At 67.7% G+C, this 23,546-nt stretch carries 21 protein-coding genes; 13 read left to right on the top strand and 8 right to left on the bottom strand.

What is annotated here, in order from left to right:
- Nucleotides 1–61: 61 nt before the first annotated feature.
- The gene (gene ehuB, locus UB43_RS18300) at nucleotides 62–916 is read right to left on the bottom strand and encodes an ectoine/hydroxyectoine ABC transporter substrate-binding protein EhuB (protein ID WP_045213708.1); all 855 of its coding nucleotides are present in this window, start codon (nucleotides 914–916) and stop codon (nucleotides 62–64) included.
- A 407-nt stretch (nucleotides 917–1,323) separates the two neighbouring features.
- Here ehuB and UB43_RS18295 point away from each other — a divergent pair, with 407 nt between their 5' ends.
- The 9 genes from UB43_RS18295 (at nucleotide 1,324) to UB43_RS18255 (ending at nucleotide 11,811) form a co-directional block, all read left to right on the top strand.
- Nucleotides 1,324–2,718 carry a PLP-dependent aminotransferase family protein gene (locus UB43_RS18295; RefSeq protein ID WP_045213702.1) on the top strand — a complete coding sequence of 465 codons (1,395 nt, stop codon included), beginning with the start codon at nucleotides 1,324–1,326 and terminating at the stop codon, nucleotides 2,716–2,718.
- Between the two features lie 329 nt (nucleotides 2,719–3,047).
- Nucleotides 3,048–4,022: a hydroxyectoine utilization dehydratase EutB gene (gene eutB, locus UB43_RS18290; RefSeq protein WP_045213700.1), complete on the top strand. Its 975-nt coding sequence runs from the start codon at nucleotides 3,048–3,050 to the stop codon at nucleotides 4,020–4,022.
- Nucleotides 4,015–5,007: a cyclodeaminase gene (locus UB43_RS18285; protein ID WP_045213698.1), complete on the top strand. Its 993-nt coding sequence runs from the start codon at nucleotides 4,015–4,017 to the stop codon at nucleotides 5,005–5,007. The genes eutB and UB43_RS18285 overlap by 8 nt, the downstream gene beginning before the upstream one ends.
- A 123-nt stretch (nucleotides 5,008–5,130) precedes the next feature.
- Entirely contained in the window at nucleotides 5,131–6,321 is a 1,191-nt protein-coding gene (gene doeA, locus UB43_RS18280) for an ectoine hydrolase DoeA (RefSeq protein ID WP_045213696.1), read from the top strand.
- Nucleotides 6,322–6,325: 4 nt separating this feature from the next.
- Nucleotides 6,326–7,342 (top strand): N(2)-acetyl-L-2,4-diaminobutanoate deacetylase DoeB, encoded by a 1,017-nt coding sequence (gene doeB, locus UB43_RS18275; protein WP_045213693.1) that lies wholly within the window; start codon nucleotides 6,326–6,328, stop codon nucleotides 7,340–7,342.
- 25 nt (nucleotides 7,343–7,367) lie between these two features.
- Nucleotides 7,368–7,856 carry an Lrp/AsnC family transcriptional regulator gene (locus UB43_RS18270; protein ID WP_045213691.1) on the top strand — a complete coding sequence of 163 codons (489 nt, stop codon included), beginning with the start codon at nucleotides 7,368–7,370 and terminating at the stop codon, nucleotides 7,854–7,856.
- A gap of 319 nt (nucleotides 7,857–8,175) precedes the next feature.
- Nucleotides 8,176–8,823, top strand: a complete 648-nt coding sequence (locus UB43_RS18265; RefSeq protein ID WP_045213688.1) for a 7-cyano-7-deazaguanine/7-aminomethyl-7-deazaguanine transporter — start codon at nucleotides 8,176–8,178, stop codon at nucleotides 8,821–8,823.
- 134 nt (nucleotides 8,824–8,957) lie between these two features.
- Nucleotides 8,958–10,415: an NAD-dependent succinate-semialdehyde dehydrogenase gene (locus tag UB43_RS18260; protein ID WP_045213685.1), complete on the top strand. Its 1,458-nt coding sequence runs from the start codon at nucleotides 8,958–8,960 to the stop codon at nucleotides 10,413–10,415.
- A gap of 16 nt (nucleotides 10,416–10,431) precedes the next feature.
- Nucleotides 10,432–11,811 (top strand): aminotransferase, encoded by a 1,380-nt coding sequence (locus UB43_RS18255; protein WP_045213683.1) that lies wholly within the window; start codon nucleotides 10,432–10,434, stop codon nucleotides 11,809–11,811.
- Between the two features lie 234 nt (nucleotides 11,812–12,045).
- On the opposite strand, the gene UB43_RS18250 is transcribed toward UB43_RS18255, so the two are convergent.
- From UB43_RS18250 to def, 6 genes are all read right to left on the bottom strand, one after another.
- The gene (locus tag UB43_RS18250; RefSeq protein ID WP_045213681.1) at nucleotides 12,046–12,363 is read right to left on the bottom strand and encodes a tetratricopeptide repeat protein; all 318 of its coding nucleotides are present in this window, start codon (nucleotides 12,361–12,363) and stop codon (nucleotides 12,046–12,048) included.
- 47 nt (nucleotides 12,364–12,410) lie between these two features.
- Entirely contained in the window at nucleotides 12,411–13,862 is a 1,452-nt protein-coding gene (locus UB43_RS18245) for a TrkH family potassium uptake protein (protein ID WP_045213679.1), read from the bottom strand.
- A 127-nt stretch (nucleotides 13,863–13,989) separates the two neighbouring features.
- Nucleotides 13,990–15,363, bottom strand: a complete 1,374-nt coding sequence (trkA, locus tag UB43_RS18240) for a Trk system potassium transporter TrkA (RefSeq protein WP_045213678.1) — start codon at nucleotides 15,361–15,363, stop codon at nucleotides 13,990–13,992.
- A gap of 45 nt (nucleotides 15,364–15,408) precedes the next feature.
- Complete coding sequence (gene rsmB, locus UB43_RS18235; RefSeq protein WP_045213675.1) at nucleotides 15,409–16,719, bottom strand: 16S rRNA (cytosine(967)-C(5))-methyltransferase RsmB; 1,311 nt, start codon at nucleotides 16,717–16,719, stop codon at nucleotides 15,409–15,411.
- On the bottom strand, nucleotides 16,716–17,675 hold the full coding sequence (fmt, locus tag UB43_RS18230) for a methionyl-tRNA formyltransferase (protein ID WP_045213672.1): 960 nt from the start codon (nucleotides 17,673–17,675) through the stop codon (nucleotides 16,716–16,718). The genes rsmB and fmt overlap by 4 nt, the downstream gene beginning before the upstream one ends.
- 53 nt (nucleotides 17,676–17,728) lie before the next feature.
- Nucleotides 17,729–18,235, bottom strand: a complete 507-nt coding sequence (def, locus tag UB43_RS18225) for a peptide deformylase (RefSeq protein WP_045213670.1) — start codon at nucleotides 18,233–18,235, stop codon at nucleotides 17,729–17,731.
- Nucleotides 18,236–18,373: 138 nt separating this feature from the next.
- Here def and UB43_RS18220 point away from each other — a divergent pair, with 138 nt between their 5' ends.
- From UB43_RS18220 to UB43_RS18210, 3 genes are all read left to right on the top strand, one after another.
- Nucleotides 18,374–19,399, top strand: coding sequence for a LysM peptidoglycan-binding domain-containing protein (locus UB43_RS18220; RefSeq protein WP_045213668.1), 1,026 nt, complete (start codon nucleotides 18,374–18,376; stop codon nucleotides 19,397–19,399).
- 131 nt (nucleotides 19,400–19,530) lie between these two features.
- Nucleotides 19,531–20,631 (top strand): DNA-processing protein DprA, encoded by a 1,101-nt coding sequence (gene dprA / locus UB43_RS18215; RefSeq protein ID WP_045213666.1) that lies wholly within the window; start codon nucleotides 19,531–19,533, stop codon nucleotides 20,629–20,631.
- A gap of 41 nt (nucleotides 20,632–20,672) precedes the next feature.
- Complete coding sequence (locus UB43_RS18210) at nucleotides 20,673–21,230, top strand: L-threonylcarbamoyladenylate synthase (RefSeq protein WP_045213663.1); 558 nt, start codon at nucleotides 20,673–20,675, stop codon at nucleotides 21,228–21,230.
- Nucleotides 21,231–21,347: 117 nt separating this feature from the next.
- Here the strand turns inward: UB43_RS18210 and UB43_RS18205 are convergent, their stop codons facing one another.
- Nucleotides 21,348–22,325 carry an NADPH:quinone reductase gene (locus UB43_RS18205; protein ID WP_045213661.1) on the bottom strand — a complete coding sequence of 326 codons (978 nt, stop codon included), beginning with the start codon at nucleotides 22,323–22,325 and terminating at the stop codon, nucleotides 21,348–21,350.
- A 182-nt stretch (nucleotides 22,326–22,507) separates the two neighbouring features.
- Here UB43_RS18205 and hemF point away from each other — a divergent pair, with 182 nt between their 5' ends.
- On the top strand, nucleotides 22,508–23,422 hold the full coding sequence (gene hemF / locus UB43_RS18200) for an oxygen-dependent coproporphyrinogen oxidase (protein WP_045213659.1): 915 nt from the start codon (nucleotides 22,508–22,510) through the stop codon (nucleotides 23,420–23,422).
- The last annotated feature ends 124 nt before the right edge of the window (nucleotides 23,423–23,546 follow it).

Here is a 23,546-nt window from a genome sequence, read left to right as displayed (position 1 = left end):
CGACAGGTTCGACTCAATGGCCGGCCGGGCGCGTCCTATGGCAGGCGCGCGCCCGCGACGGTCACTGTTTGCAGAGCTCGGCAGCGGACTTGTCGGTGACGTTGGACTGGTCGAAGCCGAACGGTTTCACCGTCGCCAGGTGCTCGGCGCCGCCCAGCCAGCCCTTGAGCTGCTGGTTCACCGCGTCGCGCAGGTCCTTGTCCTCCGGGCGGAAGGCCAGGGCGCCGTAGCCGATGTGCGAGGGGTCGTCCTTGAAGTCGGTTATGGCTTCCACCGCGTCACCGCCCTTGGCGGCCAGGCCCTTCATGGTCAGCGCGGTGCCGACGCTGGCATCGGCGCGGCCGGCGCGCACGGCCTGCAACTGCGCGGTGGTGTCCGGCACCTGGACGATCTGCTCTTCCGCCACGCCCTCGGCGCGGGCGTAGCCCATCTCGGCGGTGCCGGACATGATCGCCAGCTTCACGTCCGGATTGTTCTTCACGTCGGCGTAGCTGTGCAGGTTCTTCGGGTTGCCCTTCTTCACCAGCAGGGTATCGGGAATCTGGTAGTGCGGGTCGGTGAAGATCACCTGCTGGCAACGCGGCGGGGTGATGTACATGCCGGCGGCGATCACGTCGAAGCGGCCGGCGCGCAGGCCGGGGATCAGCGCGCCCCATTCGGTGAGCACCGGCTCGATCTTCTTCACGCCCATTTTCGTGAAGATCTGCGTGGCGATTTCCGGGGATTCCCCGGTGACCTTGCCGGAAGTCTCGGTGTAGGCGAAGGGCGCTTCGTTGGCGTAGCCGATGCGCACGGTGCCGGTGCTCTGGATGCGTTCCAGGGTGGTTTCGGCGTAGCTGCCGGCGCTGGCCAGGGCGCCGGCGGCGAGGGTACAGGCGAGGCTCAGGCGGCGCAGGAAAACAGGGGCGGTACTCATCTTCGGATCTCCTGGACTTCTCTTGCCGAACGCTCATGGCGCGCGGCGATGGATGGCAGGTAGCAATGTCGTACGACTGTTGTTCTTGTAGGTCGGGCCCTGGGTGGGGCCTTCCGAAGTTCTCTCGGCGCTGTCGCAGACGTTGCCGAGAAGCTCGACGCCAGACTAAGGCCGGGCGCCTTGCGGCTCTTCCCGATCGACAGCTGCGCGGCGGGAAAAAGCCACCGTCGCGACGAACGCATCCGGCGGTTTTTTCTGCGCGGGCCTGACAATGCGGCCCGGTGTGCCACGCGGTGTCCTGCGCCCGAGCATACGCAAGCCACTTCTTTATCGACATTGCACTAGGACAATTGCCGCCGGTGTGCTGGTCGGTCACTCTGCATCCCTGACCAGACGGAGCGCTGAAGATGGAAGCCTGGCGTCGCGCCCTGGCCGACCTGCGGGTCGGCGAATCCAAGTACAAGACATTGGTGCAGGCCATTGCCGGCGACATCGAGCAGGGCCGCCTGAGCGATGGCCAGCGCCTGCCGCCGCAGCGTCATGTCGCCGATGGCCTGGGGATCAGCGTGCAGACGGTGACCAACGCCTACAAGGAACTGGAGCGCCAGGGCCTGGTGCGCTGCGAGGTGGGGCGCGGCAGTTTCGTCTCGCGGCGGATGACCGAGGGCATGGCCCATTACATGGTCGACCACCCCGAGCGCGCGCTGGTGGATTTCTCCATCGCCAGCCTCGTCCACACCCGCGAGCACGACCGCCTGTGGCAGGACACCTGCCGCGCGCTGGCGCAGGAAACCGACCAGCCCTGGATGCGCGCCTGCCGCCCGGTCGCCGGCTTCGATGCGCACCGCGATGCCGGTGTGCAGTGGCTGGCGCAGCTGGGCCTGCAACGCGAGCGCGATGACGTCTTGATCACCAACGGCGCCGCCCACGGCATCTTCCTCGCGCTCGCCTCACTGGCCGGGCCGGACGACGTGGTGCTCTGCGAACAGCTCACCGACCACGGCGTGATCGGCAATTCCCAGGTGCTGGGTTTTACCCTGAAGGGCGTGGAGATCGACAAGCAGGGCATCGACCCCGAGCACTTCGAAGACCTCTGCGCCAACGAGCGCATCACCGCGCTGGTCTGCACGCCCAACCTGAACAACCCGACCTCCTGCCTGATGCCCGACTCGCGCCGCCGCGAGATCGCCGCCATCGCCCAGCGCTATGGCGTGCACGTGATCGAGGACGACGTCTACGGCCCCCTGCTCGGCGAGCGCCGCCCGCCGCCGCTGAGCCACTACCTGCCGGACCTGTCGTTCTACTGCACCAGCTTCACCAAGAGCGTGCTCACCGGCCTGCGCATCGGCTACCTGGCCATGCCGCGCCGGCTGGCGCTGCGCACCGAGAGCATCCTGCGGGTGAACAGCTGGATGGCCACGCCGTTGCTGGCGGAAGTCGCCTCGCGGTGGATTCGCAATGGCAACGCCCAGGCGCTGATCGGCCTGCAGCGCCAGGTGCTGGAGAAGCGCCAGGGCTTGGTTCGCGAGCATCTGGGCGAGCATCTGCGCGGTTGCGATCCGCATTCCCTCAGCGCCTGGATCGGCATCCCCGAGCACTGGGAACTGGACAGCCTGGTGCGCGAGCTGCGCCATCGGCACATCGCCGTCACGCCACCCGATCCGTTCATGGTGCGCGGCACGCCCAGGCCGCGCGCGGTGCGCCTGTGCATGGGCGCCGAATGCAGCGACGAGCGCATGGCGTCCGCGCTGGAGGACATGCGCGAGCTGTTCGGGCAGTACCCGAAGATTCACGATTTCTGATCCGCACCCCCTGTAGGAGCGAGCTTGCTCGCGAACCGGGCTCCCCGTCGGCTCTGACGCTGGGCGGGTTCGCGAGCAAGGGCTGGGCGCCCCCTCGCTCCTACAGGTTTTTCCCGACAATCGAGCGAAGCGCAGGAGCGGACGTCGTCCGCGATGATTACCGCACGCGCCGGATGCCGATCGCGGACGAAGTCCGCTCCTACGAAAGCTCTCGGCCCATGCGCCCCATCCCGCGGAAATCACTGCTGAAGACGACATCGTCCTAGTACATTCATCGCGACAATTTCCCGCCCCTACACTCGGCCCCACTGCATTCCCCGGAGGCCGAGATGGAGCCGATTCCCCTCGTCGAGCTGTACCGCGCACGCCAGCGCATCCAGGGCCTGGTGCGGCAGACGCCGCTGGAGCATTCGCCCAGCCTGTCGCGCCTGCTCGGGGCGCCGGTGTACCTGAAGCTCGAATCCCAGCAGATCACCGGCAGCTTCAAGCTGCGCGGCGCGAGCAATGCGATCGCCCAGCTCGCCGATGAGCAGAAGGCCAAGGGTGTGGTCGCGGCCTCCACCGGCAACCACGGCCGGGCGCTGGCCCACGCCGCGCGCATGCTCGGCGTGCACGCCACCATCTGCCTGTCGCAGTTGGTGCCGGCGAACAAGGTGCAGGCGATCCGCGAACTGGGCGCCGAGGTACGCATCGTCGGCCACAGCCAGGACGACGCCCAGGCCGAAGCCGAACGCATTGCCCGTGAGCAGGGCGCGGCGCTGCTGCCGCCCTTCGATCACCCCCAGATCATCGCCGGCCAGGGCACCCTCGGCCTGGAAATCCTCGAACAACGGCCGGACGTGCGCCAGGTGCTGGTACCGCTCTCCGGCGGCGGCCTGTTCGGTGGCGTGGCGCTGGCGCTCAAGCAGGCCGACCCGAGCATCCGCGTGCACGGCATCAGCATGCGCCGTGGCGCCGCCATGGCCGCCAGCCTCGCCGCCGGTCGCCCGGTGGACGTGGAAGAGTTGCCGACCCTGGCCGACTCCCTCGGCGGCGGCATCGGCCTGGACAACCGCTACACCTTCGCGCTGGCCCGCGACTACTGCGACCAGTTGCACCTGCTCGACGAACCCTCCATTGCCGCCGGTATCCGCCACGCCTACCGCGAGGAGCGGCAGGTGGTCGAAGGTGCCGCCGCCGTCGGCATCGCCGCACTGCTGGACGGCCTGATCGCGCCGGTCGGCCCGGTGGTGGTGGTGGTCAGCGGGCGCAACATCGCCATCGAACAACACCAACAGATCCTCGAGGAAACCGCCCATGGCTGACGTCACCCTGCTCAGCGAAGCCGACCTGCGCGCCTGCGTGGCGATAGACCGGGAGAGCCTCGACGCCGTCGAACAGGCCTTCCGCCTGCTGGCCACGGCGCCGGTGGCGATGCCGCCGATCCTTCGCCTGGACGTGCCCGAGCACAACGGCGAAGTCGACGTGAAGACCGCCTACCTGCCGGGCCTGCCGCGCTTCGCCATCAAGGTCAGCCCCGGCTTTTTCGACAATCCCAAGCTGGGCCTTCCCAGCCTCAACGGCATGATGATGCTGCTGTCGTCGAAAACCGGCCTGCTCGACGCGCTCCTGCTGGATAACGGCTACCTCACCGCCGTGCGCACCGCCTGCGCTGGCGCGGTGGCGGCCAAATGGCTGGCCCGCGAGGACTCGCGCCAGGTCGCGCTGATCGGCGCCGGGGAACAGGCGAGGCTGCAGCTCAAGGCGCTGTGCCTGGTGCGGCCCATCGAAGGCGCCAGCGTCTGGGCGCGGGACATCGCCAAGGCGCGGCAATGTGCGGAAGAGCTGAGCGGCAGCCTGGGCATTGCCGTCACGCCCTGCGCCAGCATCGACGAAGCGCTGGAAGGCGCCGACATCGCCATCACCACCACGCCCAGCCGCGAACCGCTGCTCCAGAAAAAACACCTGCGTCCCGGTCTGCACATCACTGCCATGGGGTCGGACGCCGAGCACAAGAACGAGATCGCCGCCCAAGCGCTGGCCGCCGTGGACCACTACGTCGCCGACCGCCTCAGCCAGACCCGGGTGCTGGGCGAGCTGCACCACGCGGTGGCGGCCGGCAGCGTCAGCCTCGACGAGGATTTCGCCGAGCTCGGCCAGGTCATCGCCGGGCTGCGCCAGGGCCGCGTGCGCGCCGAGGACATCACCCTCTGTGACCTCACCGGCACCGGCGCCCAGGACACCGCCATCGCCGGCCTGGCCTTCCAGCGGGCGCAGCGGATGGGCAAGGGATTCAAGTTCCACAGCTAATCACTGACCTGTAGGAGCGAGCTTGCTCGCGAACGGGTTCCCCGGCAGCGCTAAAGCTAGGCGGGTTCGCGAGCAAGCTCGCTCCTACAAAAGAAAAAACAAAAACCGAAAGAGGATTTCCGCATGTCCGAAATCGTCGTCAACCTCCCCTTCAGCCGGGAGGAATATGCCCAGCGGATCGCCAAGGTCCGCGCCAGCATGCAACAGCGCGGCATCGAACTGCTGCTGGTTACCGACCCGTCGAACATGGCCTGGCTGACCGGCTACGATGGCTGGTCCTTCTACGTGCACCAGTGCGTGCTGCTGGCGCTGGACGGCGAGCCGGTCTGGTTCGGCCGCGGCCAGGACGCCAACGGCGCGCGGCGTACCGTGTTCATGCAGGCGGACAACATCGTCGGCTACCCCGACCACTACGTGCAGTCCACCGAGCGCCACCCGATGGACTACCTGTCCCGCGAGGTCATCGCCGCGCGGGGCTGGGCGGGCCGCACCGTCGGCGTGGAGATGGACAACTACTACTTCAGCGCCGCCGCCTTCCGCTCGCTGCAGGCGAACCTGCCGAACGCGAAGTTCGTCGATGCCACGGCCCTGGTGAACTGGCAGCGCGCGGTGAAGTCGCCGCGCGAGATCGAGTACATGCGCATCGCCGCGCGCATCGTCGAGAAGATGCACGCGCACATCGTCGAGCGCATCGAGCCGGGCATGCGCAAGAACGAGCTGGTCGCCGAGATCTACAGCACCGGCATCCTCGGCGCCGACGGCCACGGCGGCGACTACCCGGCCATCGTCCCGCTGCTGCCCACCGGCGCCGACGCCAGCGCGCCGCACCTGACCTGGGACGACACACCTTTCGAGCGCGGCGCCGGCACCTTCTTCGAGATCGCCGGCTGCTACAAGCGCTACCACTGCCCGCTGTCGCGCACGGTGTTCCTCGGCCAGCCGCCGCCGCATTTCCTCGATGCGGAAAAAGCCGTGGTCGAAGGCATCGCCGCGGGCCTCGACGCCGCGAAACCGGGTAACACCACCGGCGACATCGCCCGCGCCTTCTTCGGCGTGCTGGAGAAGTTCGGCATCCACAAGGACAGCCGCTGCGGCTACCCCATCGGGATCAGCTACCCGCCGGACTGGGGCGAGCGCACCATGAGCCTGCGCCCGAGCGACAACAGCGTGCTCGAACCGGGCATGACCTTCCACTTCATGCCCGGCCTGTGGATGGACGACTGGGGCCTGGAGATCACCGAAAGCATCCTCATCACCGAGCGCGGCGTGGAAACCTTCTGCGACTACCCGCGCCAGCTGTTCGTGAAGGAGTGAGGCGATGACACAGTCCCTCGATAAAGAGCTGCGCGAAAACCCCATCGCCGCCAGCGTCGATTTCCAGCGCGACGGCGTGCAGCACGGCCACCTCAAACTGCCCTACTCGCGGGACGATTCGGCCTGGGGCGCGGTGATGATCCCGGTCTGCGTGGTGAAGAACGGCGACGGCCCCACCGCGCTGCTGACCGGCGGCAACCACGGCGACGAGTACGAAGGCCCGGTGGCGCTCAGCCGCCTGGCCCAGGAGCTGCGCACCGAGGACGTGCGCGGCCGGGTGATCATCGTGCCGTTCATGAACACGCCGGCGTTCCATGCCGGCAAGCGCACCTCGCCCATCGATGCCGGCAACCTCAACCGCAGCTTCCCCGGCCGCCCGGACGGCACGGTGACGCAGAAGATCGCCGACTACTTCCAGCGCACCCTGTTGCCGCTGGCGGATGTGGTGCTGGACATCCACTCCGGCGGCCGGACCCTGGATTTCCTGCCCTTCGCCGCGTGCCACGTGCTGCCGGACAAGGCCCAGCAGGAAGCCAGCGAGGCGCTGATGCGCGCCTTCGCCGCGCCCTACGCCATGCGCATGCTGGAGCTGGACGCGGTGGGCATGTACGACAGCGCCGCCGAGGAACAGGGCAAGCTGTTCGTCACCACCGAACTGGGCGGTGGCGGCACCAGCAGCGCGCGCACCGTGGCCATCGCCCGGCGTGGCGTGCGCAACCTGCTGGTGGAGGCCGGCATTTTGCGAGGCGAGATCGAGCCGGCAACGTCGGTGATGCTCGACATGCCCGACGGCGACTGCTTCATCGCCAGCGAGCACGGCGGCCTGCTGGAGATGTGCCGCGACCTGGGCGAGCGGGTCGAGCGTGGCGAAGTGCTGGCGCGGGTGCATGACGTGCTGCGCACCGGCGCCGCGCCGGTGGAATACCGCGCCAAGCGCAGCGGCATCCTCGCCGCGCGGCATTTCCCCGGCCTGGTGCAGAGCGGCGACACCCTGGCGGTGGTTGCCGAGGTGATCGATTGAGCGCCGCCAGGCGCCGGAGGCCGCGATGATCAAGCTCGACCGCTACGACCTGAAGATCCTGCGCATCCTCGCCGGGGACGGGCGCATCACCAAGTCGAGCCTGGCCGAGGCGATCAACCTCTCGGTCAGCCCGGCCTGGGAGCGCGTGCGCAAGCTGGAGGAAGCGGGGCTGATCAAGGGCTACCGCGCGCAGATCGACTGGTCGGCGCTGTTCAAGCAGCAGCAGGTGCTGGTGGAGATCACCCTGGCGCGGCATACCGCGCAGGACATGAAGCGCTTCGAACAACGCCTGCAACAGTCGCCGGAGGTCGGTTTCTGCTACGCCACCGGCGGCGGGGTGGACTACATCGCGATGATCCAGGCGCGCGACATCGACCACTACCAGCGCTTCATCGACCAGCTGTTGCTGGAGGACGTGGGGATCGAGCGCTACTTCACCTATATCGTCACCAAGGTGATCAAGACCCAGGAGGCGGCGATTCCCGCCGAGGCGCTGGAGGCAGGTTCCCTGTAGGAGCGAGCTTGCTCGCGAACCCACCCACCTCCAGAGCGGCCGGTGAATCCGCTCGCGAGCAAGCTCGCTCCTACAGTTTTGCCCGGCGTCTGGCGCGAGCGTAGAGCGGACTGCGTCCGCGATGTGCAACCGGCTTGCTCGGCGTAGCGGGAAATCGATCGCGGACAAAGTCCGCTCCCACGAATTGGCAGACCGAGCGGACTGAACAAAAATTGCACAATAAAACCTGACTTCGCGGTCCGGATCGTATACAATGCGCGCCGCTCGGCATGGTGCCGGGCATGGGTTCCCTCACCCCATCGACGAAAAAGGCCCAAGCATGTCGGCATCCCTTCCGGCGGCACGGCGCGGCGCACTCGCCGGCCTGGTCGCGTTCCACATCCTGATCATCATCGCCAGCAACTACCTGGTGCAGCTGCCAATGACCCTCTTTGGCTGGCACACCACCTGGGGCGCGTTCAGCTTCCCGTTCATCTTCCTGGCCACCGACCTCACCGTCCGCCTGCTCGGCAAGCGCCCGGCACGACTGGTCATCGCGCGGGTGATGGTCCCGGCACTGCTGGCCTCCTACGTCATTTCGGTGGTCTTCCAGGAAGGCGCCTTCAGGGGCTTCGCCTCGCTGGGCGAATTCAACACCTTCGTCGCGCGGATTTCCCTGGCCAGCTTCCTGGCCTACGTGTTCGGGCAGATCCTCGACATCCAGGTCTTCGATCGCCTGCGGCGCATGCGCCAGTGGTGGATCGCCCCGGTGGTCTCGACCCTGTTCGGCAACCTGCTGGACACCTTCACCTTCTTCTCCATCGCCTTCTGGCACAGCGACAACGCCTTCATGGCCGAGCACTGGGTGGAGATCGCCTGGGTCGACTACGGCGTGAAGCTCGCGGTGATGCTGATGCTCTTCGTGCCGCTCTACGGCATGCTGCTCAGCGCCATCACCCGCAACCTGCGTCGCGCCGCAACAGCCTGACGCCACCCGAAAAAGCCCAACAGCGGCGGCAGAACTGCAAAAAGATTTGCCGCCGTCGTCCCCCGCTTAGGAAAAAACCGCGCGCCCGCGGCCCCTAGGATGGTTCCCATGCCATCCGCCCAGGAGCCGCCACCATGTCCTACGCCCATCCCCTGCTGTTCAAGTCGCTCTGCTACGTGAACGGCCATTGGCTGCACAGCGCCAGCGGCGCCAGCATTGCCGTCGACAACCCCGCCACCCGTGAAGCCATCGGCCACGTGCCGCTGCTCGACCGCGAACAGATCGTCGGCGCCATTGACGCTGCCGCCGCGGCCTTCCCGGCCTGGCGCGCGCGCAGCCTGGATGAGCGCGGCGCCCTGCTGCGCCGCTGGGCCGAGCTGATCCGCCAGCACCGCGACGACCTCGCGCAGATCCTCAGCCTGGAACAGGGCAAGCCGCTGGCCGAAGCCCTAGGCGAGATCGACTACGCCGCCAGCTTCATCCCCTGGTTCGCCGAAGAGGCGCGTCGGCTGAACGGCCGCAACATCCCCAGCCATATCCCCAATGCGCACCTCGGCACGGTCGTCGAGCCGGTGGGCGTCGCCGCGTTGCTGACGCCGTGGAACTTCCCCTCGGCGATGATCACCCGCAAGGCCGCCGCCGCCCTCGCCGCCGGCTGCAGCGTGGTGGTCAAGCCGGCCCACGAGACGCCCTATTCCGCCTTCGCCCTGGCACAGCTGGCCGAAGAAGCCGGCTTCCCCGCCGGCGTGTTCAACGTGGTGCTGGGCGAGCCGCAGATGGCCATGGAAACCCTGGTCGGCGACAGCCGCGTGCGCGCCGTGAGCTTCACCGGCTCGACCCGCGTGGGGAAGCTGGTGCTGCAGGCCGCCGCCCGCGACGTGAAGAAAGTCGCCCTGGAACTGGGTGGCAACGCTCCCTTCATCGTTTTGCCCGATGCCGATCTGGAGCAGGCGGTGAAGTTCGCCATCGACGCCAAGTTCCAGACCTCCGGGCAGGACTGCTGCGCGGCCAACCGCATCCTGGTTGCCCGCGAACTCTACGAGCCCTTCCTGCAGCGTTTCGCCCCCGCCGTGCGTGAGCTGCGCGTCGGCCCGGCCAGCGATGCGCGCAGCCAGATCGGCCCGCTGATGCACCAGGGCGCCTTCGACGTCACCGCCGAGCGCGTGCGGGACGCCATCGACCAGGGCGCGCGCCTGCTCGCCGGCGGCGAACCCCATGCACTGGGCGGCTGGTTCCACCAGCCAACCGTGCTGGCCGACGTCACCCCGCAGATGCGTATCTGGCGCGAGGAGAACTTCGCGCCGATTGCCGGTGTGAGCGCGTACGACGACCTGGACGAAGCCGTCCGGCAGGCCAACGACACCGAGTACGGCCTGGCCGCCTACCTTTGTGGGCAACGCCTGGATCACCTCTGGCCGCTGATGCGGCGCCTGGAATTCGCCATGGTGGCGGTCAACGGCGCCAAGTTCACCGGCCACCCCATTCCCTTCGGCGGCATGAAGGCCTCTGGCCTGGGCCGCGAAGGCGGCAGCGAGGGCTTCGAGCCCTTCGTCGAAACCAAGTACTTCGCCTTGCACCACGGCGCCATCTGACCGGGAGAACACCGCCATGACCGACTACGCCAAGCTGTTCGAAGACGACCGCGCGCACTTCATGCACCCCTCGACCCACGCCCACGATCACGCCAGCGGCGTGCTGCCGGGGCGGATCATCACCGGCGCCTCCGGCGTGCGCATCCGCGATCACCAGGGCCGCGAGCTGCTCGATGCGTTCGCCGGCCTGTACTGCGTGAACATCGGCTACGGCCGCAGCGAAGTCGCCGACGCCATCCATGCACAGGCCACGCAGCTGGCCTACTACCACACCTACGTGGGGTACGCTTCCGAGGCGATCATCGAGCTGTCCGCGCGGATCATCCGCGACTGGGCGCCGACGGGCATGAAGAAGGTCTACTACGGCCTCTCCGGCTCCGACGCCAACGAAACCCAGGTCAAGCTGGTGCGCTACTACAACAACGTGCTGGGTCGGCCGCAGAAGAAAAAGATCATCTCGCGCCAGCGCGGCTACCACGGCTCGGGGATCGTCACCGGCAGCCTCACGGGGCTGGCGAGCTTCCACCAGCACTTCGACCTGCCGGTGGAAGGCGTGAAACACACCCTCTGCCCGCACTTCTACAAGGCACCGGCCGGCATGGACGAGGCGACCTTCGTCCGCCACTGCGCCCAGGAGCTGGAAAACCTGATCCTCGCCGAAGGCCCGGATACGGTGGCCGCCTTCATCGGCGAGCCGGTGATGGGCACCGGCGGCATCATCGTCCCGCCCAAGGGCTACTGGGAGGCGATCCAGGCGGTGCTGGCGAAGTACGACGTGCTGCTGATCGCCGACGAGGTGGTCTGCGCCTTCGGCCGCGTCGGCGACAAGATGGGCAGCCAGCGCTACGGCATGCGCCCGGACCTGATCACCACGGCCAAGGGCCTGACCAGCGCCTACGCGCCGCTCTCGGCGGTGATCGTCGGCGAGAAGGTCTGGGACGTGATCGACAGCGCGTCGACCCGCGAAGGCGCCATGGGCCACGGCTGGACCTACTCCGGCCACCCGATCTGCGCCGCGGCGGCGCTGGCCAACCTGAACATCCTCGAGCGGGAAAACATCACCGCCAATGCGGCGGACGTCGGCGGCTACCTGAACCAGCAACTGCGCCAGACCTTCGAGGGCCACCCGCTGGTGGGCGAAGTGCGCGGCGACGGCATGCTGGCGGCGCTGGAATTCATGGCCGACCGCGAGGCGCGCACGCCGTTCGACCCGGCGCTGAAGGTCGGCCCGAAGGTGTCCGCCGCGTGCCTGGAGCGCGGCATGATCGCCCGCGCCATGCCCCACGGCGACATCCTCGGCTTCGCCCCGCCGCTGGTGCTCACCCGCGCCGAGGCGGACGAGATCGTCGGCATCGCCAGGGCGGCGGTGGATGCGGTGGCTGCCGAGGTGCTGTAGAGGCTTTTTGTGGGAGCGGACCGCGTCCGCGATGTGCCACCGGCCAGTTCGAAGCAGCCGGGAGGCGATCGCGGACGGAGTCCGCTCCTACGCTCCCTGAACTCCTTGCAGGACCGAGGGGGGCGCCTAGCCCTTGCTCGCGAACAGGCTTGGCACCGTAGCCACCGGGAGATCCGTTCGTGAGCTCCTGCAGATATCCCCACCGGCGTGCGTGGGCGGCACAGAAAAGGGCGCTTACGCGCCCTTTGCCTTGTCCAGCTTGCGCAGGAATACGGTCATCTCTTTCTCCGCCTGCTTGTCGCCGTGGGCCTGCGCGGCGGCCAGTCCGTCGGTCCAGGCGGTGCGGGCGCCGTCCAGGTCACCCTCGGCCTGCAGTGCCTTGCCCAGCAGCTTCCAGGCGGCGGAGTACTTGGGGTCCTGTTCCACGCAGCGGCGCAGGTGTTCGGCGGCCTTCGCCGCGTCGCCGGCATCCAGGTAGCCCTTGCCCAGGCCGAAGCGCAGCAGCGAGTTGTCCACGCCCCTGGCGAGCATTTTTTCCAGCGAATCGATCATGGCGAGCCTCCGTCAGCAGGCCGCCATTGTGCCTCAGGACGGCTGCCTCAAGTGCGCCAGAACGCGGGCGTGAGCAGGATCAGCAGCGAGAACACCTCCAGCCGCCCCAGCACCATTGCCAGGCTCAGCACCAGCTTGGCGCTGCCTGGCAGATGGCCGTAATGCACGGCCGCCTCGCCCAGCGCCGGGCCCAGGTTGTTCAGGCAGGAGGCGAGCGTGGAGAAGGCCGTGAGCTGGTCCACGCCCAGGGCCAGCAGCACCAGCATCAGGGTCACGAAGGTCAGCAGGTAGATGGAGAAGAACGCCCACACCGACTCCACCACGCGGTCGGACACCGTGCGCCGCCCGAGCTTGACCAGGAACACCCCGTTGGGATGCAGCAGGCGGAGGAATTCGCGCATGCCCTGGCGGTACACCAGCAGCATGCGCATCACCTTCATGCCGCCGCCGGTGGAGCCGGCGCAGGCGCCGATGAAGGTGCTGTAGAGCAGCAGATACGGCAGCAGGGTCGGCCAGGTGCTGAAGTCGGCGAGTCCGAAGCCGGTGGTGGTCGCCACCGAAATCACCATGAACGCCGCATAGCGGATCGCCTGCAAGGGCGAGTCGTAGTGGTGCTTGAGGATCAGCGTCGCCGCGGTGATCAGGAACAGCACCAGCAGGATGCCCAGGTAGGCCCGGCATTCCGGGTCCTTCAGGTAGTGGCTGACCTTGCGCTGGCGCCAGGCGAGGAAGTGCAGGCTGAAGTTGATCCCGGAAATCACCAGGAAGGTCATGCAGATCAGCTCGACCAGCGGACTGTCGAAGTAGCCGATGCTCGCGTCGTGGGTGGAGAAGCCGCCGATGGCGATGGTGGAGAAGCTGTGGCCGACGGCGTCGAACAGGTTCATTCCCGCGGCCCAGTACGCCAGCGCGCAGGCCAGGGTCAGGCCGCAGTAGATCAGCCAGAGGGTCTTGGCGGTATCGGCGATACGCGGCGAGAGCTTGTGGTCCTTGAGCGGCCCGGGCATCTCCGCGCGGTACAGCTGCATGCCGCCGATGCCGAGCATCGGCATCACCGCCACCGCCAGCACCACGATGCCCATGCCGCCCAGCCACTGCAGCTGCTGGCGGTAGTAGAGGATGGCGTGGGGCAGCGCATCGAGGCCGGTGAGCACGGTGGCGCCGGTGGTGGAGAGGCCCGAGAAGGACTCGAACAGCGAGTCGACCAGGCCCATGTGCGGCGCGTCGGACAACGCGAAGGGCAAGGCACCGAAGGACCCCAGGACGATCCAGAACAGCGCCGTGACCAGGTAGCCATCGCGGATGCGCAGGTCCTGCTTGTGCTGGCGACACGGCCACCAGAGGGCGAAGCCGGTCAGCAGGGTGACCAGGAACGACAGCGCGAAGGGCTGCCAGGAGCGCTCGGCGTAGTGCAGGTCCACGAGCAGTGGCGGCAGGTGCGTAACGCTGAACAGCATCAGCAGTACGCCGAGGATTCGACCGATGGAGGAGTAGCGCATGACCGGAGGCAGACAAGCAGGAACAGGCCGCGCAGGGTGACAAGGGAGGCTGGATGGCGCAGTAGGATCTGTCTGAAAGCGCCTCGGAATTAACTGGCAGGGCCGCCATGGGGCGGCCCCGGGTCGATCAGAAGAAGGTCAGGCCGGCCTGGAACAGGCGCTCGACGTCGCGGATGCGCTTCTTGTCCACCACGAAGAGGATCACGTGGTCGCCGGACTCGATCTGCGTTTCGCCGTGGGCGATCAGCACGTCGTCGTTGCGGATCACCGCGCCGATGGTGGTGCCCGGCGGCAGCTGCACTTCGTTGATCCTGCGGCCGATCACCTTGCTCGACTTGGCGTCTCCGTGGGCGACCACTTCGATGGCTTCGGCAGCGCCGCGGCGCAGGGAGTGCACGCTCTCGATGTCGCCGCGGCGCACGTGGGTCAGCAGGGTGCCGATGGTGGCCAGCTGCGGGCTGATGGCGATGTCGATCTCGCCGCCCTGCACCAGGTCGACGTAGGCGGGGTTGTTGATCAGCGTCATCACCTTGCGCGCGCCCAGGCGCTTGGCCAGCAGCGAGGACATGATGTTGGCCTCGTCGTCGTTGGTCAGGGCGAGGAACAGGTCGGTGTCGCCGATGTTCTCTTCCAGCAGCAGGTCGCGATCCGAGGCGCTGCCCTGCAGCACGATGGAGCTGTCCAGGCTGTCGGAGAGGTGCCGGCAGCGCGCCGGGTTCATCTCGATGATCTTCACCTGGTAGCGGCTCTCGATGGCCTCGGCCAGGCGCTCGCCGATGTTGCCGCCGCCGGCGATGATGATCCGCTTGTAGCTGTCCTCGAGCCGGCGCATCTCGCCCATCACCGCGCGGATGTGGGCCTTGGCGGCGATGAAGAACACTTCGTCGTCGGCCTCGATCACCGTGTCGCCCTGGGGAATGATCGGCCGGTTGCGCCGGTAGATCGCCGCCACGCGGGTGTCGGCATTGGGCATGTGCTCGCGCAGCTGGCGCAGTTCCTGGCCGACCAGCGGGCCGCCGTAGTAGGCGCGGATGCCGACCAGCTGCGCCTTGCCCTCGGCGAAGTCGATCACCTGCAGGGCGCCGGGGTATTCCACCAGGCGCTTGATGTAGTTGGTCACCACCTGCTCGGGGCTGATCAGCACGTCGACCGGGATCGCCTCGTTGTCGAACAGCCCGGCGCGGGTCAGGTACGCCGCTTCGCGCACGCGGGCGATGCGCGTGGGGGTGTTGAACAGGGTGTAGGCAACCTGGCAGGCCACCATGTTCACCTCGTCGCTGTTGGTCACCGCCACCAGCATGTCGGCGTCGTCGGCGCCGGCCTGGCGCAGCACGGTGGGGAACGAGGCCTTGCCGTGGACGGTGCGGATGTCCAGGCGGTCGTTGAGGTCGCGCAGGCGTTCGCCGTCGGTATCGACGACCGTGATGTCGTTGGCTTCGCTGGCGAGGTGCTCGGCCAGAGTGCCGCCGACCTGGCCGGCACCGAGGATGATGATCTTCATGGAGCGGCGTGCTTTCCGTTTCGATCCGTAGGGAGTCGGCGCCTGTTACTTGGCCGAAATCTTGATGAGCTTGGCATAGTAGAAGCCGTCATGCCCGCCCTGCTGTGGCAGCAGCTGGCGGCCGTGGAGCTGCTTGAGGCCCCAGGGGCCGGGCAGGTCCAGCTCGCGGGCGCCGGGGGTGCGACCGAGGAACGCGGCGATCTGCTCGCTGTTCTCCTGCGGCATCACCGAGCAGGTCGCGTAGACCATCACGCCACCGACTTCGAGCGTGACCCACAGGGCATCGAGCAGCTCGCCCTGCAGTTGCGCCAGCGCCTCGATGTCCTCGGCGGTGCGGGTCAGCTTGATGTCCGGGTGGCGGCGGATCACGCCGGTGGCGGAACAAGGTGCGTCCAGCAGGATGCGCTGGAAAGGCTTGCCGTCCCACCATTTGGCCGTGTCGCGGGCGTCGGCGGCGAACAGCTCGGCCGAAAGCTGCAGGCGGGCGAGGTTCTCGCGAACGCGCACCAGGCGGCTTTCTTCCAGGTCCACGGCAACCACGCCAGCCAGCGCCGGCTCGGCCTCCATCAGGTGGCAGGTCTTGCCGCCGGGGGCGCAGCAGGCGTCCAGCACGCGCTGGTTCGGCGCCAGTTCCAGCAGGTCGGCGGCCAGTTGCGCGGCCTCGTCCTGCACGCTGACCCGGCCTTCGGCGAAGCCCGGCAGCTCGCGCACATCGCACGGCTGCACAAGATTGATGCCGTCGCGGCTGAACTCGCAGGCGGTCGCTTCGAAGCCGACGCGGTTCAGTTCTTCCAGGTAGGCATCGCGGCTGCCATGGCGGCGGTTCACTCGCAGGGTCATCGGCGGGTGGGCGTTGTTGGCGGCGCAGATCGCTTCGAACTGTTCCGGCCAGGACTTCTTCAGCGCCTTCTGCAGCCAGCGCGGATGCGCCAGGCGTGCGGCCGGGTCCTTGTCGACCTCGGCCAGCAGGGTTTCGCTCTCGCGCTGGGCGCGGCGCAGCACGGCGTTGAGCAGGCCCTTGGCCCAGGGCTTCTTCAGCTTGTCCGCGCAGCCGACGGTCTCGCCGATGGCTGCGTGCGGGGGAATGCGGGTGTAGAGCAACTGGTACAGGCCGACCAGCAGCAGGGCTTCGACGTCACGGTCGCCGGCCTTGAACGGCTTCTGCAGCAGGCGCGCGGCGAGGGTGGACAGGCGGGGTTGCCAGCGGGCGCTGCCGAAGGCCAGCTCCTGCACCAGGCCACGGTCGCGCGGCTCGACGTTCTCCAGCTGGGTCGGCAGCGAGCTGCCCAGCGAGGCACGGCCGGCGAGCACGGCGGCCAGCGCACGGGCCGCCGCCAGGCGGGGATTGGTACTCATGCGCCCTGCCCTTGCCGACCAAGCGTCTGGCCTGCGGCGAACTGCTCGCGGCGGCTGTTGAACAGATCGGCGAATGCCAGTGGCTTGCCGCCGGGCAGTTGCAGGCGAGTCAGCAGCAGCGCGCCTTCACCGCAGGCGACCAGCAGGCCGTCGCGGCTGGCGTCGAGAATCATGCCGGGATCGCCCTTGCCCTCTGCCGGCTTGGCGCCGAGCACCTTCAGCGCGGCTTCGCCGAGGGTGGTGTGGCAGACCGGCCAGGGCGTGAAGGCGCGGATGCGGCGCTCCAGTTCGATGGCCGGGCGCGACCAGTCGATGCGCGCCTCTTCCTTGTTCAGCTTGTGGGCATAGGTGGCCAGGGCGTCGTCCTGCACCTCGCCCTCGAGCGTGCCGGCGGCAAGACCGGCAATGGCCTCGACCACGGCCTTCGGGCCGAGCTCGGCCAGGCGGTCGTGCAGGCTGCCGCCGGTGTCCTCGGCGGATATCGGCGTGCTGACCTTGAGCAGCATCGGCCCGGTGTCCAGGCCCGCTTCCATCTGCATCACGGTCACACCGCTCTCGGCGTCGCCGGCTTCCACCGCGCGCTGGATCGGCGCGGCGCCGCGCCAGCGCGGCAGCAGCGAGGCGTGGCTGTTGATGCAGCCCAGGCGCGGGATATCCAGCACCACCTGCGGCAGGATCAGCCCATAGGCCACCACCACCATCAGGTCCGGCTTGAGTGCGGCCAGCTCGGCCTGGGCGGCGGGGTCGCGCAGGGTCGGCGGCTGCAGCACCGGCAGGCGGTTCTCCAGGGCAAGTTGCTTGACCGGGCTGGGCATCAGCTTCTGGCCCCGGCCGGCCGGGCGATCCGGCTGGGTATAGACGGCGACGATCTCATGGGGAGTATCGAGCAGGGCCTTGAGGTGTTCGGCGGCGAACTCCGGGGTGCCGGCGAAGACGATGCGCAGTGCTTTGCTCATATCGGGCTCACAAAAACAAAAGGCTTGCCGGGGCAAGCCTTTGGGGGATGGGGTCACGCCTGTTGCCGGTGCTGCTTTTCCAGCTTCTTGCGGATGCGGTCGCGCTTGAGGTTGGACAGGTAGTCGACGAACAGCTTGCCGTTGAGGTGATCGCACTCGTGCTGGATGCACACCGCGAGCAGGCCCTCGGCCTCTTCCTCGAACGGATTGCCGTCGCGGTCCTGGGCCTTGATCCGCACCTTCTGCGGGCGGTCTACATTTTCATAGAAGCCCGGCACCGACAGGCAGCCTTCCTGGTACTGGTCCATTTCCTCGGTGAGGAATTCGAACTCGGGGTTGATGTAGACCCGGGGTTCGGACTTGTCCTCGGACAGGTCCATCACCACGACGCGCTTGTGCACGTTGATCTGCGTCGCCGCAAGACCGATACCCGGCGCCTCGTACATGGTCTCGAACATGTCGTCGATCAGCGTGCGCAGGGCGTCATCGAAGACCGTGACGGGCTTGGCGATGGTCCGCAGGCGCGGATCGGGGAATTCGAGAATGTTCAGAATGGCCATATACGTTTGTGATGCACTTGTGGAATAAAGTCAAAATCGGCTGCTAATATGCTGAGCAGCATCGAAAAACGGCTGGAAAGCGCGGTAGGGGCGGCTTCCAGGCGTTTCATGTGTACACATAATAAAGGGATTCACCGCATGAGGAAAACACTACTCGCCCTGCTGCTGCTCGCCGCAGGCGGGGTGGCGCAGGCTGCCGTGCAGCTCAAGGAAGGCCATCCGGATCGCTATACCGTAGTGAAGGGCGACACCCTCTGGGACATCTCCGGCAAGTTCCTCAGCAAGCCGTGGAAGTGGCCGGAAATCTGGCAGGTGAATCCGCAGATTCAGAATCCGCACCTGATCTATCCGGGTGACGTGCTGAGCCTTACGTATATCGACGGCCAGCCACGCCTGATGCTCAACCGCGGCGAGTCGCGCGGGACCATCAAGCTGTCGCCGCGGGTGCGCAGCACCCCGATCGCCGAGGCGATCCCGACCATCCCGCTGGACAAGATCAACGCCTTCCTGCTGTCCAACCGCATCGTCGACAGCACGGACGAATTCGCCAACGCCCCCTATGTGGTTGCTGGTGACGCCGAAAGCGTGATCAGCGGTGCCGGCGACCGCGCCTACGCTCGCGGCAACTCGCTGTCCGAACAGGGCAGCTACGGCATCTTCCGCCAGGCCAAGGTCTACACCGACCCGCAGACCAACGAGGTCCTGGGCGTCGATGCCATGGATGTCGGCAGCGCCAACGTCACGGCGAAGGAACGCGATATCGCTACCCTGAACCTGACTCGCTCGACCCAGGAAGTTCGCTCGGGCGACCGCCTGTTCCCCACCGAGGAGCGTGCGATCACCTCGACCTTCATGCCCAGCGAGCCGAGCACCCCGATCAAGGGCACCATCATCGACGTGCCGCGCGGCGTGACGCAGATCGGCAAGTACGACGTGGTGACCATCGACAAGGGCGCCCGCGATGGCCTGGCCGAAGGCAACGTGCTGGCGATCTACAAGCTGGGCGAAACCGTGCGCGACCGCGTCACCGAAGAGATGGTGAAAATCCCGGATGAGCGCTCGGGCCTGGTGATGATCTTCCGCACCTACAACCGTCTGAGCTACGGCCTGGTGCTGACCGCCACCCGTTCGCTGGAAGTCAACGACCGCGTCCTGAACCCCTGATCGACGCGTGAGTTGAAGAAAACCCCGCCCCGGCGGGGTTTTTTGTGGGCGCGATCCGGAAGGGTCCGACAGCGGGGGCGCCAGCCGGCGCGGCATAGTCCGGGCGTCGTCTCCACGCCAAGGACTGCGCCATGCCCCACGACCCGAGCTTTTCCCCGTCCGAACTCGAAGCGCGGCTGCGCCTGCATGGCCTGCCAGAGCTGGGCCCCCGGCGCTTTCGCCGCCTGATCGAGGCTTTTGGCTCGGCGTCCGCGGCCTTGAGCGCACCGGCGGCTGCCTGGCGCTCCCTGGGCTTGCCGGCCGTCTGCGCGGAGCCGCGCCGTGATGCCTCCATCCGTGAACAGGCGACTCGGGCGCTGCGCTGGCTGGAAGCGCCAGAACAACATCTGGTCATGTGGGACGCGCCGGACTACCCCGCTCTGCTCGCCGAGCTGGATGATGCGCCGCCGCTGCTGTTCCTGGCGGGTGATCCGCAGCTGCTGGAGCGACCGCAACTGGCGATGGTGGGCAGCCGCCGGGCCAGCAAACCGGGGCTGGATACCGCGCGGGCCTTTGCCCGCAGCCTGGCCGGCGGCGGCTTCGTGATCACCAGCGGGCTGGCGCTGGGTATCGATGGTGCGGCCCATGAAGGTGCGCTGGAGATCGGTGGCAAGACCGTTGCCGTACTGGGCACGGGTCTGGAGCATCTCTACCCGCGTCGCCACCTCGGGCTGGCGAAGCGCATCGTCGAACAGGGCGGTGCGGTGATCTCGGAATTGCCGCTGAACTGCGCACCCCAGGCGTCGAACTTCCCGCGGCGCAACCGGATCATCAGTGGCCTCTCCCTGGGCACGCTGGTGGTGGAAGCCAGCCCGTCGAGCGGGTCGCTGATCACGGCGCGGCTGGCCGCCGAGCAGGGCCGCGAGGTCTATGCGATTCCCGGCTCCATCCATCACCCCGGCGCGCGCGGCTGCCACGAGCTGATCCGCCAGGGCGCGATGCTGGTGGAGACGGTCGAGCACATCCTTGACGGCCTGCAGGGGTGGACGCACGGCGCGCCGACAGGAGAGGGCGCGCCATTGTTGCCGCCTCACCCGCTGGTCGATCTGCTGCGCGCAGCACCGCAAAGCAGCGAGCAACTGGCGCAGCGCAGTGGCCTGGAGCTGCCGCAATTGCTGGCGGAGCTCACCGAACTGGAGCTGGACGGACGGGTCGCCTGCGAGGCCGGCGTCTGGGTGCATCGCGCCCCTTGAGCACGTAAACTGCCGCGCATCGCAGATCCGAGGAATTCACGATGTACAGCAACTGGCGTACCCAGCGCATGGCCCAGGTCGTGCGCGATGGCGGTGTGATCGCTTACCCGACCGAAGCCGTCTGGGGCCTGGGCTGCGACCCGTGGAGCGCCGACGCCGTGTACCGCCTGCTGGCGATCAAGGCGCGACCGGTGGAAAAAGGCATGATCGTGGTGGCCGGTGACATCCGCCAGTTCGATTTCCTCCTCGAAGACCTGCCCGAGGCCTGGCAGGACAAGCTCGCCGCCAGCTGGCCCGGCCCGAACACCTGGCTGGTGCCGCACCAGGGCCGCCTGCCCGAATGGGTAACCGGCGAGCACGAGACCGTGGCCCTGCGCGTCACCGACCACCCGCTGGTGCGCGAGCTGTGCCGCTTCACCGGCCCGCTGATCTCCACCTCCGCCAACCCCGCCGGCCGCCCGGCCGCGCGCAGCCGCCTGCGCGTCGAGCAGTATTTCCGTGGCGAGCTGGATGGCGTACTCGGTGGCGCCCTGGGCGGGCGCCGCAATCCGAGCTTGATCCGCGATTTGCGCACTGGCGAGACTGTTCGCCCGTCGTAAGCCGGTCACCACGACGCGACCCGGTTCGCGAGCAAGCTCGCTCCTACAAAAAGCAATACCGCCGCACCCTGTAGGACCGAGGAGGCGCCTAGTCCTTGCTCGCGAACGCTGTTCAGGTCAGGGCAGCAGGATGGTCGAACCGGTGGTCCGCCGCGCCGCCAGTTCCGTCTGCGCCTTGGCCGCCTCGGCCAGACTGAAGCGCTGGTTGATCTCCACCTTCACCTTGCCGCTGGTGATCATGCCGAACAGGTCGTCCGCCATGGCTTGCAGGCGCTCCGGCGTGCTGGCGTAGCCGAACAGCGTCGGGCGGGTGACGTAGAGCGAGCCCTTCTGCGAGAGGATGCCCAGGTTCACCCCGTCCACCGCGCCGGAGGCGTTGCCGAAGCTCACCACCAGGCCGCGCGGCGCGGTGCAGTCCAGCGAGGTCAGCCAGGTGTCCTTGCCCACCGAGTCATAGACCACCGGGCACTTCTTGCCGTCGGTGAGTGCGAGCACGCGCTCGACCACGTTCTCGTGGCTGTAGTCGATGGTTTCCCAGGCGCCGTGGGATTTCGCCAGCTCCGCCTTGGCAGCCGAGCTGACGGTGCCGATCAGGTGCGCGCCGATGGCCTTGGCCCACTGGCAGGCGATCAGCCCGACGCCGCCGGCGGCCGCGTGCCAGAGGATGGTCTGGCCCGGCTGCACGTTGTAGGTCTGGCGCAGCAGGTACTGCACGGTCAGGCCCTTGAGCATGACCGCGGCGGCCTGCTCGAAGGTGATCGCATCCGGCAGCTTCACCACGCTGGCCGCCGGCAGCGTGTGCTGCTCGCTGTAGGCGCCCAGCGGGCCGGTGGCGTAGCCGACGCGGTCGCCGACCTTCACGTTGGTTACCGCGCTGCCGATCGCCTCCACCTCCCCGGCGCCTTCGGTGCCAACCCCGGAGGGCATGCTTGGCGCGGGGTACAGGCCGCTGCGGTAGTAGGTGTCGATGAAGTTCAGGCCGATGGCGCGGTTGCGCACCCGCACCTCGTTCGGGCCGGGCTCGGCGGGGGTGTAGTCGACGATCTCGAGGACTTCCGGGCCGCCAGTCTTGGCGAATTGAACGCGCTTGGCCATGTCGCTCTCCTGATGACGCGAGGCTCTGCCTCGCCGGGGAAAAGACCTTCATCCAAGCCGCCCGCTTGACGGCCGTCAAGACCAGCTTTGCCGGCGGCGATGGTATGCTTGCGCCCGTTTTCGCTCTTAAATCCCGCTCCGGCCCGCGCCACGCGTGGCTTTCCCGCTCCAAGGTGATTCTCGTGACCGACCGCATCGAGGCCGTGAAGGCCTACCTGCTCGACCTGCAAGACCGCATCTGCGCCGCACTCGAAGCCGAGGACGGCAGCGCAAGCTTCGTCGAAGACGCCTGGCAGCGTCCGGCCGGCGGCGGCGGTCGTACGCGGGTGATCGGCGACGGTGCCTTGATCGAGAAAGGCGGGGTGAATTTCTCCCATGTATTCGGCAGCGGTTTGCCGCCGTCCGCCAGCGCGCACCGTCCGGAACTGGCCGGCCGCGGCTTCCAGGCGCTGGGCGTGTCGCTGGTGATCCACCCGACCAACCCCCACGTGCCGACCTCCCACGCCAACGTGCGCTTCTTCATCGCCGAGAAGGAAGGTGAAGAGGCCGTGTGGTGGTTCGGTGGCGGTTTCGACCTGACGCCCTACTACGCCCACGAAGAAGACTGCGTGCTCTGGCACCAGGTCGCCCGCGACGCCTGCGCACCCTTCGGCGAGGACGTCTACCCGCGCTACAAGGAATGGTGCGACCGCTACTTCCACATCAAGCACCGCAACGAACCGCGCGGTGTCGGCGGCCTGTTCTTCGACGACCTGAACCAGTGGGACTTCGACACCAGCTTCGCCTTCCTGCGGGCCATCGGCGATGCCTACATCGACGCCTACCTGCCCATCGTGCGCAAGCGCAAGAACACCCCGTACACCGAGCAGCAGCGCGAATTCCAGGCCTTCCGCCGCGGCCGCTACGTCGAATTCAACCTGGTCTACGACCGTGGCACCCTGTTCGGCCTGCAGTCGGGCGGGCGTACCGAGTCGATCCTCATGTCCCTGCCGCCGCAGGTGCGCTGGGGCTATGACTGGAAGCCGGAGCCGGGCAGCGAGGAAGCGCGCCTGACCGAATACTTCCTCACGGATCGGGACTGGTTGGCGCAGGCCTGATCCTTCGTCTTTCGGGCGGTTCGCGAGCAAGCTCGCTCCTACAAGAGCGGCTTCGGAGCTGCCTGTAGGAGCGAGCTTGCTCGCGAACCTGGTCTGGCACCCCGATAGAAAACCCGGCAAGCTC

It is taken from the genome of Pseudomonas sp. 21 (assembly GCF_000955805.1).
In the GTDB taxonomy this organism is placed as follows: Bacteria; Pseudomonadota; Gammaproteobacteria; order Pseudomonadales; family Pseudomonadaceae; genus Pseudomonas.
This window is presented reverse-complemented; position numbering and strand designations above follow the sequence as displayed.

What these genes read in the sequence shown, in the direction of transcription:
- ehuB (WP_045213708.1), bottom strand. Translation starts at nt 916, where the DNA reads ATGAGTACCGCCCCTGTTTTCCTGCGCCGCCTGAGCCTCGCCTGTACC.
- UB43_RS18295 (WP_045213702.1), top strand. Translation starts at nt 1,324, where the DNA reads ATGGAAGCCTGGCGTCGCGCCCTGGCCGACCTGCGGGTCGGCGAATCC.
- eutB (WP_045213700.1), top strand. Translation starts at nt 3,048, where the DNA reads ATGGAGCCGATTCCCCTCGTCGAGCTGTACCGCGCACGCCAGCGCATC.
- UB43_RS18285 (WP_045213698.1), top strand. Translation starts at nt 4,015, where the DNA reads ATGGCTGACGTCACCCTGCTCAGCGAAGCCGACCTGCGCGCCTGCGTG.
- doeA (WP_045213696.1), top strand. Translation starts at nt 5,131, where the DNA reads ATGTCCGAAATCGTCGTCAACCTCCCCTTCAGCCGGGAGGAATATGCC.
- doeB (WP_045213693.1), top strand. Translation starts at nt 6,326, where the DNA reads ATGACACAGTCCCTCGATAAAGAGCTGCGCGAAAACCCCATCGCCGCC.
- UB43_RS18270 (WP_045213691.1), top strand. Translation starts at nt 7,368, where the DNA reads ATGATCAAGCTCGACCGCTACGACCTGAAGATCCTGCGCATCCTCGCC.
- UB43_RS18265 (WP_045213688.1), top strand. Translation starts at nt 8,176, where the DNA reads ATGTCGGCATCCCTTCCGGCGGCACGGCGCGGCGCACTCGCCGGCCTG.
- UB43_RS18260 (WP_045213685.1), top strand. Translation starts at nt 8,958, where the DNA reads ATGTCCTACGCCCATCCCCTGCTGTTCAAGTCGCTCTGCTACGTGAAC.
- UB43_RS18255 (WP_045213683.1), top strand. Translation starts at nt 10,432, where the DNA reads ATGACCGACTACGCCAAGCTGTTCGAAGACGACCGCGCGCACTTCATG.
- UB43_RS18250 (WP_045213681.1), bottom strand. Translation starts at nt 12,363, where the DNA reads ATGATCGATTCGCTGGAAAAAATGCTCGCCAGGGGCGTGGACAACTCG.
- UB43_RS18245 (WP_045213679.1), bottom strand. Translation starts at nt 13,862, where the DNA reads ATGCGCTACTCCTCCATCGGTCGAATCCTCGGCGTACTGCTGATGCTG.
- trkA (WP_045213678.1), bottom strand. Translation starts at nt 15,363, where the DNA reads ATGAAGATCATCATCCTCGGTGCCGGCCAGGTCGGCGGCACTCTGGCC.
- rsmB (WP_045213675.1), bottom strand. Translation starts at nt 16,719, where the DNA reads ATGAGTACCAATCCCCGCCTGGCGGCGGCCCGTGCGCTGGCCGCCGTG.
- fmt (WP_045213672.1), bottom strand. Translation starts at nt 17,675, where the DNA reads ATGAGCAAAGCACTGCGCATCGTCTTCGCCGGCACCCCGGAGTTCGCC.
- def (WP_045213670.1), bottom strand. Translation starts at nt 18,235, where the DNA reads ATGGCCATTCTGAACATTCTCGAATTCCCCGATCCGCGCCTGCGGACC.
- UB43_RS18220 (WP_045213668.1), top strand. Translation starts at nt 18,374, where the DNA reads ATGAGGAAAACACTACTCGCCCTGCTGCTGCTCGCCGCAGGCGGGGTG.
- dprA (WP_045213666.1), top strand. Translation starts at nt 19,531, where the DNA reads ATGCCCCACGACCCGAGCTTTTCCCCGTCCGAACTCGAAGCGCGGCTG.
- UB43_RS18210 (WP_045213663.1), top strand. Translation starts at nt 20,673, where the DNA reads ATGTACAGCAACTGGCGTACCCAGCGCATGGCCCAGGTCGTGCGCGAT.
- UB43_RS18205 (WP_045213661.1), bottom strand. Translation starts at nt 22,325, where the DNA reads ATGGCCAAGCGCGTTCAATTCGCCAAGACTGGCGGCCCGGAAGTCCTC.